This window comes from Veillonella parvula (genome assembly GCF_002005185.1).
GTDB classification, from domain to species: domain Bacteria; phylum Bacillota; class Negativicutes; order Veillonellales; family Veillonellaceae; genus Veillonella; species Veillonella parvula_M.
Genome location: NZ_CP019721.1, coordinates 639,912 through 657,820, shown reverse-complemented (window position 1 = coordinate 657,820; position 17,909 = coordinate 639,912). Strand labels below are relative to the sequence as shown.

Here is a 17,909-nt window from a genome sequence, read left to right as displayed (position 1 = left end):
CTGAATACTATAATTATTCATGATTCTTCATCATATACTCATCCACGGCAATACAATATCAAAAAATTTCTATCTTGTAAATAACTTTTTCATCTTTTCTTCATTTTTTTCGTTTATTTATTTCTAATTTAATACTTTTTAATTTTAAGAAATAGAGTCTTCATCTTTCCTATCATTTATTGCGATAAATCCACATATCGAGATATAACGATTGTTGTAATTGCGTAATCAATTTCATATTTTTAGACGTTTCAATTTAGTACTTTCATAGATAAGATAATTTTATATACAGAAAAATTATCACCTACAGGTACGCGAAAAAGCCGAGGCCCTAGAGCCTCGGCTTTCACAATATAAATCATATATATAAGTATTCTATTTTTTATTGACCCTTACACGTTCAATAGTTGGTTGTCCCTCATGGTTCTTGGCAATAGTATCCACACGGAATAGTGCCATTTCAGGACTAAATTCAGATACGAGTCGATCATCGACAGCAACGCCGTTTTGAATAGCTCGGTACACAATTTGAGCAAATTCATAACGGGTCAACATACGGTCTCCTCCGAATGTACCATCAGGATAGCCTTCCACAAGACCACGTCGAGATAGATCACTAACCGCCGCATATGCCCAGTGATTATTCGGCACATCAGGGAATAATGTGCTACGGTCTGCTTTCATATTCGTTCCAGCCAAGCCATTCAAAAGAGCAGTCAACTTTTGAATCTGCGCATTTTGTACCGCTACAGTTTTCTTAAGTTCCAAAACTTCCTTACCGATAGCTACACGAGAACGAGATACATTACTGTGAGCACCTACTTTCACAGACATACCTGCATTTACAACAGTTTCGCCATTACCAACAGTAGATCCTACACTAAACTGCAAGTCCTCATTCGGTCTGTAAAAAGCCCCCAATGCAGCGGCGTTGCCATCATGGTAGTGGCCATAACCAGCAGCAAAGTCCCATTTTGCATCAGGATCGAAATCCAACGGATGCAAGGCGGCAAGTGCAGCCGCTCCAGCCACAGATTTGTTAACCTTTTTATCGAGACGAGCTACATTCCTCCCCATATTGGTTACATCCTGCTTGATATTAGTAATGTCACCTTGAATATTGGTTACATTCTTTTTAATATTGGTCACATCACCTTGTATATTGTTAATATTTGTTGTGTTATTTGTAATCTGATTCGTTATATCGTCAGATAGGCTTACCTTATAATCCTTAGTAGTTCCGTTCGTCGTAGTTGTCACATTAATATGCTTACCTGCACTGACGGTAGTGGAACCGTTCGCATTCACTTGATTTTGCAACTTTTTGAGCTGTGCCACATTCACCGCATCCGTATCCTTTGTGCCGGCTGCTACGGATGTAATCTGACGCGTAATATTGTTATCCGCATCACCGACAGATATGGCCGATTTAGTCGCCTTCCACGTAGAATCTGTATTCGTAGACTGTGCCTTTGTACTCGGATCATACCCAACGGCGCCAGCCGCTACAGTAGACTTCGATTCACTGCCCAATGCAACGCCACCCTCTACGGTTACATTCGTATTATGTCCGACAGCGACCGCATTATTAACAGATGTCGTAGTCTTGCTGTCTGTGGAACCAATGAGAACTGCATGATTCGCATCTTTCACCTCACGATTATCCCCCATTACAAGACTATTCTTAGAATTAGTCACCGTATTTTCAGACCCTATTACGGTCGTATTAAACACCTTATCCGCCGTATTGTGAAAGCCCGTCAACATGGTATTCGTACTTTCATTGCCTTTAGAGCCAGTCAATGTATTATTGACACCCATAAGTGCGGAGCGAAGTGTATAATCCGCCTTATTACCGCTACCAAATGCCATAGTAGAACCGCCACCATTAGAATTTTTGACAGCAGAACGTAATTTCTCAGCTAGTTCTTTAGCGGAATTACCTCCCGAACTTGGCGCTGAAATATCGGCTACAGAATTCGTTATTTCATTCCCAGCACCAAAAACGAGAGATCCATTGGAGTTAAAGGTTCGATTGGCAGTGCCTACGATACTATTTGCAACCCCAGAGTATTGAGAGCTAGCACTTGCCGATTCAATACTATTTAAAGACCCTGTAATAGTAGCACCAAAATTCTTAGTGGCATCAGCGGTAGTGGTAGGATAACCTGAAGAGGCAATCGAATAAGCCCCTACAATAGAAGAAAACAAACCATTAGAATAACTATTCGCTCCTATAGTTGTGGAAAATAAATGTCCATTATTATTTTTGGTATTAGAACTATCTACATCCACATCACCTAATTTTCCTTTATAATTATGGGTCCCCAACATAATACTGCCAGAACGAGCATAGGTGTTTTGACCAATAGCCATTCCGGTTACCATCTTTTCAGGATTTTTTGGGAGCCCGAAAGGTATACCAAAAAGATTTTTGTATCCAGCCTGATTAAAATCAAACGCTCTTTCCATTCCGCCTACCATATTTTCGACGAATGAATTCGCACCTATGGCAATGCCGCCACCTTGATCAATATAATTATTAATATGTGCCTTTCCACCAATTACAATATCACCTGTGGACGGCTGTCCGACACCACCCGAATACTCTATAGTAGCCCCTTTACCAATGGCTACGTTTTCCGCCTTTGGTGCATTGCTACCCGTACCGATGGCTACACCGTTACCGCTACCCGGTGCCACATCCACCGCTCCGGCCACATATAGGCTCGATAACAACACACCATTAATCAACACCGATAATATAAGTTTACGCTTGCTCATTTTATCCTCTCCAATCCCTAATGAATTCCACGTGTAACTTATTCTTCATTATATTTTCATGAATATTGTGCCACTCTTTTTCTATTTTGTAAACAAAATAAATTTTTATGAATTAATGTATAAAAAAAGGAACTGTCTTTTCATATCAGATGACAATCATCTGATATGATAAAACAGCTCCCTATGTTGCTTTTATCTAAAAAATAAATATGGATTCTTATGCTACTTTTATCAAAATAATAAATATATATATATCAATCTATCAATCAACGTGCACCGTATGTTGGCGGCGCACATTTTCTAGCATATTCGCACGAACCGATGCTTTTGCATCCGATCGATGGTTACCACCAAACCATGCCGTATCAACCCCGGCTAGACGGAACATGATTTTTCCGTACGGACTGCCATGCTCATGCTCGGGCTTATTATAGCCCATGTCCACGGAAATCCTCGGCGTGAGCTGCAACTCCGTACCGATACGCAAGCCATGCTTATCCTCACTACGCCGCAACTGCCAACGATAGGCTTCCATGTACACGCGCGCCCAACGGGCATTCTTAAAGCTAGTCCCATATTCCGCAGTATATCCGTTAGACACGCTCTCCAAGCGTGTCGCACCGTCAAGGGAACGCTCGCTGGACACACCGCGATACCAGTTCATGCGAAATGCACCGATACCCGATACATACTCCAGCCCGACACTCATGCGACTGTGATTACCTCTGAACCGATGGTCATAAAACAGATTACCACCGTAATAATGGTCATCGTTCGCTGCGATTCGGCGATAGCCGATACCCACATTCGCCGTCGTTCCTGTATCCGCTGCATTCGCCAACCTCTCCTGTGTAAACCACACATGACGAGATGTCTCATCATAGTAACCTAGTGGTTGCAATGTTTCCACACCGTACAAGGGCTTCCAGTTTTTCTGAAAGCGCAATGACACGACGGTTCTCTGCATCCACGGTTTTGCCTTCGATCCGTGCATTGCGGAATGAACACCAGTCATAACCACCGCCTGCAACGCAGAGTTGACTGCATCCGTATCGGAATAACGAGTCGTCTTTTTATCTGTGGAGTCCGGCATCTCCAATCCGCCCTGACCGATGACATGATCTGGAGTATGAGACGAATTAACATGGAATGTATCTGAGTCGTCAGATAAGGCGACCGTACTTTCACTATGAACTTGTTTTACCCTAGTCCCCTGTATAGGCTGCTCTGCTTTACTTACCTGCTCCCCCGATACAGGCATGACAAACATATAAAGGGCACTCATCAACACGATTATATATTTCATTACACACTCTTACGTACAAACACACTTTTCATTACGCACATAATTATTTATTTAATTATGTACTTAATACGTCATTACACACGCCGATGACTCATGATTTTATCATGAACAAAACATGAAATTATTTCTATTTTATATAAATATATAGAGGCTTGTCAATGCATATAGAATGCAATTTATACATATAAAATGCTAGAATACAATTTATAGAATAAATAAATATTTAAATTTTATAAATATGTGTCAAAGGTTTCTTATTAACTATAAATACCTATAGAATATATTGTATATTTATTGAATTTATATGAATATTCTATTTACAATATACCTTTTTGGTATTATAGTAGCCATGTAAGTCTTTTTATGAAAGTTTTGTGAAAGTTTGTTTGTACACAAAGGAGTGTATACGATGAGTAAGAAACGTTTTGTATTAGCAAGTGTTGTAATGGTAGCTTTATCCACCACAGTTTATGCGGCGCCGGTCAATATCGTTGATAACAACGGTAACATCGGCAAGGAAGGTCAAACTTTCACCGCAGGAACAGGCGGTAACATCACCCTCGGTGAGAACGCCGGTGCGGCGAACGGAAAAGGTAAGGGGCCCAATGCCCAAGGCAATAACATAGCCTTGGGTGCAGCTGCTGGGGCCGGCTCATCAGGTGGCGGCAATATCAATCTTGGGGCGAAGTCATTCCGAGGCAGTACTGGCGATTTTAACGTAACCGTCGGTTTCGCCGCAGGTAATGCGAGCCAGTTGACGAACTCCATTGTCATGGGGACTCAATCAGGGGAAAACTCCGCAGGTGATAAAAACGTGTGGATTGGTAATTTTCAAGGTGCTAACAGTAAAGCCAGCAATTCTGTAGCCATCGGCTCGAATTCAACAGTAAACGGTCAGTTCGACCTCGCCGTAGGGCATTATGTGAATGTAAACGCCGCCAAAGGGTTAGCTGTAGGCTCTTATAATACACTATCAGAGAAAGCGACCGCATCCGGTGTATTCGGCCAGGGCGAATACGGTAAAACAGCTATTGATGCGGCCAATTCTTACAGTATAGGTAATTACAACCACATTTCCGGAGAAAACACCTTTGTTCTCGGCAATAATGTGACTACCTCTCTAAAAAATGGCGTTGTCCTTGGCAATGATTCCGCTGACGGCGATGTAGTCGGTACAGCAAGCCATACCTTTGAAAATGGTACTACCGTCAACTATGCCGGCACCGCCCCTGTATCAACAGTATCCGTAGGGGCTAAGGGCAAGGAACGGACGATTACCAATCTCGCAGCAGGTCGCGTGAGTGCTACCTCTACAGATGCGGTCAACGGATCCCAACTCTACGGCGTTCATCAAATGATTGATACCCTTGGTAAAAGTACAAGTCAACAGCTTAATAATTCTATTAGCACTATTGAAAAATCTGTACAACATGTATCTCAAGAGGTACAACGTGTTGAATCGGAATCCAATAAAGGTGATGCTCGTGCCGCTGCATTAGCTGCATTACATCCATTACCATATGATCCGGATAATCGCGTTCAATACATGGCGGGCTACGGTCATTATAAAAATGCAAATGCAGTAGCTCTAGGTGTAGGCTATTATCACAAAGATAATCTTTTACTCACCACAGGGTTTACGATGAACAATCACGTTATGGCCAATGTAGGCATCACCTATAGACCAGGAAAATCTTTATCTACTGCTATGTCCCCTGCCTCTTATAACGCACTAGAACAACGCGTACAAGCATTAGAAGCTCAAAATAAAGATCTACAAGAAACAGTAAAATGCTTAGTAGACAAACTTGAAAAATAATAAGATCCCTTTATGGTAGTCCTATGACTACTTTCACAAAAACACACTAAAACCAAAAAGCTGTACACACATAATCGATTTTTGAACCGCCTTTGATGTTACATTCGTTTTGACATCAAAGCCGTTCAGTCTAATCTATGTATGTACAGCTTTTATCATTATTTATATGTAGTTATTATAATAATGTATTTCATCTCAATTTGACGATATATATTTTTATCCCTATAATATAGGTAGATAGCCAAGCGAGTAGTCACGTCGGGCTCATCTCGAAACTTAATAGAAATTAGGAAATGGCCTTTTCGTTTTATCTAGCTACCAAGCGGTAACGAAGGGCTATTTGCTTTTTCCAAAACAAATAAGTGCTACTAGTGCTCCGAAAGCGATGACAACAGCCATTACTTGAAGCAGGAGCATGATTAGTTCATAATCACTCATAGACACCCCTCCCTTCATTAACGAAGAGAGGCCCAACCTCGCTGACTATCCTAATCCAATTATATATCGAACATATAAGCGAGTCCATAAGAATCTATAAATAGAAATATACAAAAATATATAATAAAAAGCAAAAGAAAAGGCAGAGATTATATAACATGTCCTCCATTACTAGATGTTCAGTAATGGAGGACATATCAATAATTCCTGCCTTTTTTGTTTATCTACGAGCCACGCGCATGGCTGCCATCATGCCTGGCGACTTCCATACAGATTGGCCATTATCCGATACGAGTTTATTATTATCGTAAAATACGTCTGCATTGTAATAGTTGTCATCACTAGATGTCACTTTATAGCTAAGACCTGCTGTTGTGTACACCGTAAAGTTGAGTATATCTCCCACTCGCTTTACAGAGTCTTGATCTACATACCAGTTATTACCGAGATATGTCGTAGCATACACATCTTGACGAGCTTCTACATCATTTGTGCTAATCCCAATTAATACAAGCAACGCCGCTATCATATATAAGAATTTACGCATTATAATTACCTCCCGTTTTATGGTAAGAATACTTATATATTATACCAAAAAACACCGATAATCGCATTATAATGGCAGTACTTTCTCAACCCTTGACTGAATCCGTTCAAGGCTCGGCGTGATTGCTTTCATCACAGGTTTTTCTATGAAAGCCAACCGCACATAGTCTACAATCATACCGATGACAAAAATAAGCACCACCACAAGAATTGCATACAGAGGTAATAGCATTAAATCATAGTACTGATACGTTGCCAATACATTGTCCCACATGTAATGAAGGAATAGCTTATTATCATGTAATAGGTATATGCCAAAGGTAGTAGATGCTATCACATTGATCCAAGGGTGATAAGTGATCTTTGCTTTCAAAAAAATAATAAATAAGCCAATACCTAATAGCAATTGAAAGAAACCATAATCATTTTGCGTAAAGTAGAAAATCTGTTTCATATACGCTGGATCCGTCATGGCTAGTACATCGACGAGGATATCCCCTAGAAAGGCCCCTACAAAGCCTATGGCAGTAAAAATAATACCTATTTTCTTTGTTATATGTGAGCCGTACAGTTTGATATACGCCCCTAGCGAATAGAATACGATAAATGAAAAGATATGTTTAAATCCAAAAGTGGTATGCGGTACATTAGGCCACAAATTCAGCACTGTCGGCATTAAGAACCAAATTACCGTGGAAACCACTAGGAGTATAACGTAGTATGTATGCTGCAGCCAATGAAGTACTCGATTAATAACAGGCGTTAATAAATAGAGTACTAAAAAGTTCTGGGCGAACCAACTCATGGCACCAATGGGCAATAAGGCTAACATCATATTCCTTGACGTCACCGTATCGAGTCCTAAACCCATAGCCATTCCGAGCATGGCAATGCTGTAAAACCATATTTGCCCAACTAATTTGGCAAACTTGTGCAACTTGAAGCTACTAGAAATCATAAAATAGCCTGTTATCATAACAAAGACAACTACACCAGCCTTGCCTCCAAGTCCAAATACTTGGAGAAACACCTTATTAAACGTTAAATCTGGTGTAAAGGGGAAACAACCGTGCACGCTAAAATGATGCACAATAATTAGTATCATCGAAATGATACGCAACAATTCAATATTGCTCGCTCTCATTCTCTATACCTCATATTCTTCCTCTCAAACTATATGAATACTACGCCAACTGGTAACTACCTAGATGACTTGTATACATCATAAAATACATGAAATATATGAGAATGTTGTGACAATTTTTACACATAAAAAAGACAGCTGATATAATCAACTGTCTTTACAAATTATATATTATCAAGTTACTCTAATATACTTGTTTTTAACATATACGATTCGGTACGACTATTTTTTACCCTTATGAGATGTTCTTCTCATATTTTATATAATCAATTAAATTTCTATATCCTGTTACCATGTTAATCTTGGGTTTCCACCCTAACGACTGGATTTTTTCACTATTTAGAATAAATTTTACATCATGTGCATATCCATATTGATTGGCATTATCTGGTATATCAAATACCACGTCTATTTTACCCTTAGCGACTTCTTTCGCTACTAAATTTGCAATATCTTTGATGCTTCTTGTTTCATTACTATTACATATATTATATGCTTCTCCACATTCTCCTTTAAACAGTAATAGTACCAAAGCGGAAAGTACATCAGTTATATAACAAAAGTTTGATACAGATTGTCCTTTGGTATGTAAAATAATATTTTCATTATGCATAACACTTTTAGCAAATTGCATAGATACACGATTATCTAAAAGTGAAAGACCTGGACCAAAACATTGTGCAACGCGAGCAATACAAATTGGTACATTATATTCATGAAAATAAGCACTACAGTAACATTCACAAATACGTTTACCTTCAGAATACGAACTTCTAACATCTAAATGATTAATATAACCTAAATCATCTTCAGTCATATTTTGATAATCTACTTGCTGAATACCATATTGTTCCATAGAGGATAAATATACGATTTTTTTAACTCTATTCTTTGTTGCATATTGCAAGACGTCTAATGTTGTACTAATGCTACCATTTAACGTTTCAACTGGCTGTGTAACAAAAAACTTAGATGTAGTAGGTGCTGCAGTGTGAAATATATAATCAACAGAATCATTACATGCAACAAGGCCATTAGTAATATAGACTAACTGTTCTGAATTCTTAAGGTTAGAGAACAAAGCCTCTGCCTTTTCTATATTTCTCACGGAACAAATAATATTAATATCTGTTCCATATTTCATATTACTAACTAAAAACAATCGGGTGAGCATAGATCCTATGAATCCGGTTGCCCCCGTTATCAAAATAGTTTTCCCTGAAAGTTTAGATAAGAAAATATGAATATCTTTAGCAGTGCGTTCCAACTCATAAGATAAAACATCATTCATAAATACTAGCCCTCTACTGTTTTAAAATACTCATATGTTTTTATTAACCCATCGTGTAAATTATATTTTGCTGTAAATAAAAGCTCTTTTTCTGATTTATCAGTTGCCAAAACAGAATCTCTAATATCGCCTAATCTAGGCTTATCATAAACTACCTCTATATCTTTACCGCTAATATTTCTAAACTCATCCACTAACAAATTGACGGAACTTGAGATGCCAGTACTTACATTATAAATACCTGTAACCTGGTGTTGCATACCTAAAATATTAGCTTCAACTACATCATCCACATATATAAAGTCCCTTGTTTGTTTTCCATCACCGTAAATAATAATAGGAGAGCCTTGTACAATCGCTTTAGCAAAAATACTAATAACGCCCCCCTCTCCACCATTACCTTGTCGTGGACCAAACACATTAGAATAGCGATAACATATATATGGTAATCCAAAAGCTTCATGATAAATACGAAGATAATGTTCTGTAGTTAACTTTGTTAATCCATAAAATGAAGACGGATTTCCAATCATTTCCTCATTTAGTGGTAATGTATCTAAATTACCATAAACCGCTGCAGAAGATGGCATCAAAAACTTTTTAACATCTAGTTTTACTGCTGCATTAAGTAAATTGATTAACCCCATCAAATTAATATCACAATCTAACATTGGATCACTCATAGATGTGGAAACTTCAGTTTGTGCAGCCTCATGAAATATATAGTCTGGACGAAATTCTTCTAAGACAGAGTATAACTTTGGGTCTCTAATATCCAATTCTACGAATTGTGCTTTCGAATGAACAAATTCTTTGTTTCCTGTATATAAGTTATCAATAACCTGTACAGTATGACCATCCTCTATTAAACGATCAACTAAATGGGAGCCAATAAACCCAGCCCCACCAGTTACAGTTATTCTCATTATTATCCCCTTCTTATAGCCTACTTTTTATTAAATCAAGATAAAACCTTAATTCTTTACTTCTAATAAATAATATTCCCCATGCCACTATTATAAAGATGCTATTACATACAACCCCCAGTAAAAGCCCAAACCAGCCACTATCCAAAGCAATAAACTGTGATAAGAATTTACTGAAATAAACTAATATAAATGTAATTAGAGTATAACGGAAATAAAGTTTAAAATAACTAACCAAAGACCAACGTAATCCGTATTTAAACAAAACATATGGTTCAACTATAAAAGGCATACAAATCGTACTAATAAACATAGCCAATAACACGCCCCAAACATCAAAATATTGAACCAAAACAATGGAAGATCCTAAATTTATTAAGGCCTCTATTAAGGACATATATCGATTTTGCCAAAAGAGCCCCATAGCATCTTTAAATACTAAGACGCCTTTACGCATAAACATTAGATAGAAGTTGATAACCATCCAAAGCACTATACTTTCATCAAAACGATAGCTACTTCCTAGCCAGATGGTAATAAATGGATTTAACAAAAGGTACAAGTTACTACAGATAAAACAAGCCAAATAGGCTGTCATAAATTCTAATCTCTTGAAAATGACTAATTTATGAGCATCATCATGAGACTCATTCAAATTTCCTACAGATGCCTTTAGTGCATTAAATACCTGATCAGACAACTTATCGATACCATTAATAATCAAATAATAATTCGTATATAACGCAACAGCACTTAAACCTACAAATTTTGATAAAATAATATTTGATGTTCCAAAAACAGTAACACCACCAATTTTATGAAGTATTAAAGCCTTTATATTTCTAATAATATTTTGGTATATATCTTTATTTAAAGGCTGAATATTCTTTTCATTTAAGAACGAATATAAGTGATCGGCTTTTCTAGCTATTAAAAAATTCTCAGAAAAGGTCATACATATACGTAGAATAATATATACCCAAAAACTATGAGTTAAAATGACTAAGGCAATTTGGAATAAACTCCCTATCAGTTGAGTAATCCCTCTGTAATAGTTAGCTATATATTGTTTTTGGTCAGCTATAAGCAAGCATTTTTTATAAGAGTAAAAATAACTAATACCCGTATCAACAACAAAAAGTAAAAAGAAAATATTTAAATATGCAATATTAGGAGGTACCTTTATAAGATATTGAACAAAAGGCGATATACATAACCCTAAGAATAGAATAAGTGTACCAATATAAATATATGCTTTTTTAAATATTCTCATGATTGATTTTGCTGTTTCTAAATCATGATTAGCTAAAGGAGAATATAAACTAAATATAATAGCTGGACCAATGCCCAATTCAGTAAGAGATAATACAGTCAAAATATTATCAAATAAACCATTCAAGCCTAAATATTCAATAGATAAATAATATAGTAATACAAAACGGATAATGAACTGTAATACCATATTTAATCCATATACAATTAACGTGGAATTTATATTCTTAATTGCACTAACTGTCCGCATAATATCAGCCTATAATCCCATAATATTGAGGCTATTTTTTACTTCTAAATAAGCCTTAAATGTATAAAAATCAATAGGTGTTGTAATCTTAATATTCTCAGCTGGTCCTATTACTGTAAACAGTTCAGTCCCATAAAACTGCATCATAGATGCCGAATCTATGAACTCCAAGTTTTCAGATCTTGCTTTGTCATGTGCCTTATAAATATCTTTTAAATAGAAACATTGTGGAGCTTTAGCAAGTAAACATTCATCTCGAGAAAGTATTTTCCCTACATGAGAAAGCTCATTATCTTTTAAAACAATAGTTTCTATAGCTTGTGAAACAGTAATGGCATTGCCATATGTTTTTGTGGACGATATACACGTATTAATTAGCTCATCAGAAATAATAGGTCTAACCCCATCATGTAGTAAAACTATACTATCTTGATCATATAGTCTTGAAGACTCTTGAATTCCAAGATAAATTGACTCTTGCCCTGTTTTTCCACCTGGAATAATCGATTTGACTTTATCCAAACTATACTTTTGTACTAATTTACTAACCTCTCCAATAATAGACTCTAATACTACCAAAACAATTCCATCAATATTATCATTATTTTGAAAGTGTTCTAGCGTATACACTAATATTGGTTTCCCATTAACTTCTAGCAATTGTTTCGGTGTGCCAGTTGAACTCATGCGTTGTCCAGTTCCTCCAGCAAAAATAATACCTATATTCATGCTATACCCCTATACATTAAATCTCATATGCTCTAATACTTGATATTTTACGTTTACCTTCTGGCGGTATTTCCATATAGTTACGACCATATAAATTACTTAAATATGTATCGTAACATGAAAAAACCTCTAATTTTAAATCTCTAAACTCTATAGGGACACGTTTTTCAAAAGCATCCTTTACCATACATTCAGCTTCACCATAAACGCCCCCAGTAATAGCGCCTACATAATCAGAAGTATTATAATCATACTGTTTTGCTAATTGATCTAATTTATGAGCCCAATATTTATATCCCACACATTTAGCAAAAATAATTAATATAGACTTGATAAATGCTCTACTAAATGATTTACCATGACCTAATTTAGCATCACATAATTCGAGCATTTTACTATAAATTTTACGTTTTTTATAGATACTAACAACTTCATTTTTATCATTTGGTAATCCATCAACAGGCATAATATCCATAAATAAAAACTGATTAGCATTGCTGTACTCATCTTCAATCTTGATATCAAGCTTTTCTAATCGCGCAAAAGGATATTTTGAGTTATTACGCTCAATAGATCTAAGCAGGTAATTGCTATGAAAAACCTTTGGAAATATAGTAATTAATTTTTCATAATCTGGTCGACTTAAACAAATGTCTATATCATCATCCCAAGGAATAAAACCTTTATGCCTAATGGCCCCCAATAATGATCCTCCTGATAGCGAATATTTAATATCATTCTCTTTACAAAAGGAATCAAACTCTTTAAGCATTATATATAAATGATCTTGAATTTCAGATATAGTCAACATTATAAAAATCCCCTAATTTTCAAACCATACTAACTTCATTTGTCGTATAAATTCATCTTCTGACCAGTCTTCAATGCCGAATCTAGGTATAGAAAATGGATTAGTATTAGAATGAAGCTGTGCTCTTTTAGTACTAACTGAATATGTGAATCCTAGATCTTGAACAATTTGTTCTGTTACTTGATCAAAACTTTCTTTATGACCAAAAGGATACGCAAAAATATCTATATCCGTATGTAACAAGTTCTCTAAAAAAAGCTTAGAAGATTGTATTTCTTGTATTTGTTCTTCTCTACTAATTTGTTTCAACGCTGGATGATGAATAGTATGCGCTCCTAATGTAACTAACTGACTTTGATATAACTCTATTAACTCCGATGAGGTCATAGTTCTATTATTAGGATTAACCTTCAATCCATAAGACTCATACCATCTGTCTAACATCATATCTCTTTCATTAGGATGTAGAGAAAAAAGCATATGGTGTAATGTATAAAAACTATGTAATCGCTTTTTATCATCAGATACATCAAATATATGTCTTTGATTTAATATATCTAACTCAATTGATTCTCGTAGATTTTTATTTTCGAATAAAACAGTTTCTAATCGATCCCACCAAAACTCTTTACCCGTATCTACACCGCCAGATGTTATAAAAATCGTCGCTGGGACTTGATACTTTTTTAAAATTGGAAAGGCATATTTGTAATTATCATAATATCCATCGTCAAAGGTAATAATAACAGATGGTTCCTTTATATCATTGCGTTTTAAATCATTAAAAGTTATTACATTGTAGTGATTTTTTAAGATTCGAATATGTCTCTCAAAATTATCAGGAGTTACATTAATATTAAATAAATCACGATTCAAATAATTAACTCTATGATAAAGTAAAACAACTACTGGCTTATCATAAATATTATGGATTAAATTAATTGGAGCCAATCTTTTTCTATAAATAGATCGAATCCATGGTAGATTCTCTTTTATATAACCTTTAAGACTCATTGTTTTCCCTTGTATATATTTTCAATCTTCTTTATAGCAACACTGGAGTCATAACCTAACTCTTTAATTCTAGCTCTATAATCAATATATTTATTCTTACCAAATTTAGATATAATCTCATAAGCCCATGGTTTAGGATTATCAATTGGTAGAGTCCTACATAAATCAGTTAACACAACCTCTTGTGTAATCGTATCAGATACTAATATTGGTATACCTAATGCTTGAGACTCAATAGCAATTAGGGGTAGTCCTTCAAATAAAGAAGGTAATATCATAATATCTATAGCTTGCATAATATCCACAGTGTTATTTACATACCCCATAAAAATAACCTTGTCAGATATAGCTGCTGATTTTACAAGACTTTCAATCTTATGACGTTCTACACCATCCCCCAAGAGAAATAAATAACTATTAGGATTTTGTTTTAATACCTCTTTAAATATATCGATAATAAAAGGATGATTTTTAACAGGCGTAAAACGACCAATATGTCCTACTACCAATGCATCCTTAGGAATGTTGAATTTTTGTCTAACCTCCAACCCTAGATTTATATTTCTATCATATAAATCTAAATCAATCGCATTATGTAATAAATAATATGAATCACTATCTATACACTTTCTAGGAAACATCCATTCTGAGGCCTTAGTAGAGCAACCTACATAAGTATCAACCAAATAAGGTAATAAAAATCTTCCAACCTTATGTAATCCTGTCTTTAGAAAGCGTACGATTTTTCGATTATCATCTATACTAGAGCTATGCGCATGTAAAATAATAGTTTTAAATCCAGCTAATTTAGCAATCAAAATAGGAATAATATTGACATAAGATTGATGAAAGTGAATGATATCTTTTCCTTCAGAAAGCAGACACTTCATTTTTTTATAAAACTGAATAGTATGATATGGTCTACTAACCGTCTCTACATTATAATTTACATCAAAATTTTGAGGATCATCATAACTCAGTAATGTTAATTCAAATTCTTCTTTATCAATCATTCTATATAATTGAAGAACATAAGATGTTAAACCTCCCATATCTTTATCTATAGGAAGTTCTATTACCTTTATCATAGTCAGTATATTATCTCCCAAATAATTTACGTTTTAAAAATAATCCACCTTTTTTAATCCAATTTTGAGGTTCCATGAAAGATACATTTTGTTCTTTATAGCTAATATTATTAGCTTCAATCCATACATCAAGCAAGATTTCGCTAACAAAACCATAGATACGCGCTTCATATGTATCATAATCAGAAATATCAACACGTTTTTCGATTTCTTCTAAGATGGAAAACATCCATTCACAGTATTGATCAAATAAATCTCTACGCATCACGAACATGTTGAACATATGAGCCCAGGTGCGATTGCATACCTTTGTGAAAGCAGCGCTATATTCGGGATATTTTTCAGCGATGATTTGCTCTGCCGCATCTAGTCCTGAGCTATGGTGGGCATTATTATAGTGAGAACGATTGGACTCAATATAATATTTACGCTTATCTGCTACTACTACAGGATATTGTGAAAGCAGATTCTCCCATTCTGCTCCCGTTAAAATTTGATTCTTTTTGTCCTCCACAGAGCGTACCTCTTTACGTGTAAAGTAACGTCTGTAATGAACGAGACCAATATAATCCGCATCAAGATTTTTCCACGCCCAATAGAGACCCGTCAATTCACAGTAATTTGCATTCTTTGAAGATATATTATCTCCTGTATGATCCCCTGTATAACCAATATCAGCCTTACCGTCTCGTCCTACATGAATCGGCATATAAACAGAATCTTCAGGCATCCAATATTGTTTATGTGTTGCTACTAAAATCTTAATATTCACTAATTTCATCCACCTTATTACGATATGAATTTCTCGTATATACTAATGCATAACCAAACCCTAATAATATCCAAAAATAATACAGTTCATTTAAAGTCGTTCCTATCCCTGTCAACAAAGACTCTATATAAGCAATTGTAAAAAATATGATCCATATATCTTTTGGATTTTTAAATACATAAATAAGCAATCTAACTAATAAGAATGCAATAGGTCCCATAAACAATACAAAACTTATGATCCCTGTTTCCGATAAACGAGAGGTATATTCTCCTAACATGGGAATAGAAATATTAATTAGGCCCTTATTTTTAATATTTTCAATCCACATTTTTACTTCCGCACCATTTAATGTATCTTCATCTAAATGATTCAAAACATATGGGGTACGTAACCCTTGTCCAATTCCTAATAATGGATTTTCTTTGAAAATATCTAGGTCAGCTTTCATAACACCATATCTTTGATTATTACTTCTCCTGTCTTTTTTAGATAGTGAAGAAATATTATTTTCCCCATAAGATTTAATTTCATTTGCAACCTGCTGAGTTGATATATTTTTAACTGTTCTACTAGTTGTACTTTTAATAGAAGTATCTTGTACATAAAGAACATTAGATGTATATACTATATTTCCTATAAAAGCTAAAAGACCTATTAAAGTTACAAGAACTGTATGTACTACAAATTTTTTGTTTCTAAACTGAATACAAAGTGCCACTACAAGCAATATGTGATCTATTATCAATAAAACAGTTGCCGTTCTACTATTTGCCAATAAAGTGATCATTTCTAAAAGTAATAAAAGAATAGAGGAAAAGATTAGCAATTTCTTATTTTTAGATGAAAAAATAACATTCCATATAAAAGGAATTGTAATAACAGTATAAATACCTAGAAAGGACGGCTCTGGGAAAAGAGAACGAAATTGTAATTCAGGCCAAAACAATGGTGGCCACCAAGTATTATTAATCTCAATAGCATGAACAATAGGCCTTATATATGTTAATAATGAGAGTGCCCATTGTTGTTTACCAAAATAAAATAGTTCAATGACACCAAAAATAACAACTAGAGTAGCAGAAATTAATGAACCCTTACTTACTATTTTCAAAATTGTTTCCGAACGATCTTTATACCAATAGAAAATTAAATAAGAAAATCCAAATGTAAAAATAAGTTGAGTCAAAGAGTTCTTTAATACTCTAAAACCAAAATGAATGACCGATAAAGTATATTCACTAAAAGCTTTATTAAATATAAATTGATTTATGACTTCCAATTTATGATTTATATAATTAGTGCCAGGAACTAAATCATAATAAGGGAAATTAATTAAACCATGAATTAAAGATACAGTAATACTGAAACCTAAAAAAACTATATATAATAATTCTTTCCAATATAAATGGTATTGACGTAGACTATACCTTTTTAGCCATACACTATATACTAAACAAATAAATAGTGTATAAAATGATGCTTTTGCTGAAAACTCGCCCCCCAAAAAACCTACTCGTAAAAACATAGGAATTACAGGGAATATTACAAATATAAAACTTAATCCTATTAAACTATCAATATATTTATTACTAGACATATACTCTCATCCTACTACTCTCATCTTATGATTTCAATTATATTAACTTGGAATTACCAAAGAAAGATGGGCTATATAAATATCCATTAAATCAACTAGATTAAAATGATTACTCATTT

General features: G+C 34.8%; 14 protein-coding genes. 1 reads left to right on the top strand and 13 read right to left on the bottom strand.

The annotated features are described in order from the left end of the window. Nucleotides 1–375: 375 nt before the first annotated feature. Complete coding sequence (locus tag B1A77_RS03055) at nucleotides 376–2,784, bottom strand: YadA C-terminal domain-containing protein (RefSeq protein ID WP_077707886.1); 2,409 nt, start codon at nucleotides 2,782–2,784, stop codon at nucleotides 376–378. A gap of 262 nt (nucleotides 2,785–3,046) precedes the next feature. Then, nucleotides 3,047–4,090 (bottom strand): inverse autotransporter beta domain-containing protein, encoded by a 1,044-nt coding sequence (locus B1A77_RS03050; protein WP_038125593.1) that lies wholly within the window; start codon nucleotides 4,088–4,090, stop codon nucleotides 3,047–3,049. A gap of 409 nt (nucleotides 4,091–4,499) precedes the next feature. On the opposite strand from B1A77_RS03050, the gene B1A77_RS03045 reads away from it, so the two are divergent. Next, nucleotides 4,500–5,909 (top strand): YadA-like family protein, encoded by a 1,410-nt coding sequence (locus tag B1A77_RS03045; RefSeq protein ID WP_077707885.1) that lies wholly within the window; start codon nucleotides 4,500–4,502, stop codon nucleotides 5,907–5,909. Nucleotides 5,910–6,567: 658 nt separating this feature from the next. On the opposite strand, the gene B1A77_RS03040 is transcribed toward B1A77_RS03045, so the two are convergent. The 11 genes from B1A77_RS03040 to B1A77_RS02990 all read right to left on the bottom strand — a co-directional run bounded on the left by B1A77_RS03040 (nucleotide 6,568) and on the right by B1A77_RS02990 (nucleotide 17,790). Continuing rightward, nucleotides 6,568–6,894: a Tat pathway signal protein gene (locus tag B1A77_RS03040; RefSeq protein ID WP_077707884.1), complete on the bottom strand. Its 327-nt coding sequence runs from the start codon at nucleotides 6,892–6,894 to the stop codon at nucleotides 6,568–6,570. A gap of 66 nt (nucleotides 6,895–6,960) precedes the next feature. Then, on the bottom strand, nucleotides 6,961–8,037 hold the full coding sequence (locus B1A77_RS03035) for an acyltransferase (RefSeq protein ID WP_077707883.1): 1,077 nt from the start codon (nucleotides 8,035–8,037) through the stop codon (nucleotides 6,961–6,963). Nucleotides 8,038–8,272: 235 nt separating this feature from the next. Further along, a complete protein-coding gene (locus tag B1A77_RS03030; protein ID WP_004692912.1) occupies nucleotides 8,273–9,328 on the bottom strand; it encodes an NAD-dependent epimerase/dehydratase family protein in 1,056 nt (351 codons plus the stop codon). Nucleotides 9,329–9,333: 5 nt separating this feature from the next. After that, nucleotides 9,334–10,254: an NAD-dependent epimerase/dehydratase family protein gene (locus tag B1A77_RS03025; RefSeq protein WP_004692913.1), complete on the bottom strand. Its 921-nt coding sequence runs from the start codon at nucleotides 10,252–10,254 to the stop codon at nucleotides 9,334–9,336. A gap of 13 nt (nucleotides 10,255–10,267) precedes the next feature. Then, nucleotides 10,268–11,776, bottom strand: a complete 1,509-nt coding sequence (locus tag B1A77_RS03020; protein WP_008601795.1) for a lipopolysaccharide biosynthesis protein — start codon at nucleotides 11,774–11,776, stop codon at nucleotides 10,268–10,270. A 9-nt stretch (nucleotides 11,777–11,785) separates the two neighbouring features. Beyond that, a complete protein-coding gene (locus B1A77_RS03015; RefSeq protein ID WP_008601797.1) occupies nucleotides 11,786–12,505 on the bottom strand; it encodes an IspD/TarI family cytidylyltransferase in 720 nt (239 codons plus the stop codon). Between the two features lie 16 nt (nucleotides 12,506–12,521). Beyond that, nucleotides 12,522–13,316: a LicD family protein gene (locus B1A77_RS03010; protein WP_008601799.1), complete on the bottom strand. Its 795-nt coding sequence runs from the start codon at nucleotides 13,314–13,316 to the stop codon at nucleotides 12,522–12,524. Nucleotides 13,317–13,328: 12 nt separating this feature from the next. Further along, the gene (locus B1A77_RS03005) at nucleotides 13,329–14,330 is read right to left on the bottom strand and encodes a polysaccharide deacetylase family protein (protein WP_008714500.1); all 1,002 of its coding nucleotides are present in this window, start codon (nucleotides 14,328–14,330) and stop codon (nucleotides 13,329–13,331) included. Then, complete coding sequence (locus B1A77_RS03000) at nucleotides 14,327–15,418, bottom strand: glycosyltransferase (protein WP_024062523.1); 1,092 nt, start codon at nucleotides 15,416–15,418, stop codon at nucleotides 14,327–14,329. Before B1A77_RS03000 ends, B1A77_RS03005 begins: the two co-directional genes overlap by 4 nt. A 10-nt stretch (nucleotides 15,419–15,428) precedes the next feature. Then, a complete protein-coding gene (locus B1A77_RS02995) occupies nucleotides 15,429–16,190 on the bottom strand; it encodes a DUF4422 domain-containing protein (protein ID WP_038125716.1) in 762 nt (253 codons plus the stop codon). Further along, complete coding sequence (locus B1A77_RS02990) at nucleotides 16,180–17,790, bottom strand: O-antigen ligase family protein (protein ID WP_077707882.1); 1,611 nt, start codon at nucleotides 17,788–17,790, stop codon at nucleotides 16,180–16,182. The genes B1A77_RS02995 and B1A77_RS02990 overlap by 11 nt, the downstream gene beginning before the upstream one ends. Nucleotides 17,791–17,909: the final 119 nt, after the last annotated feature.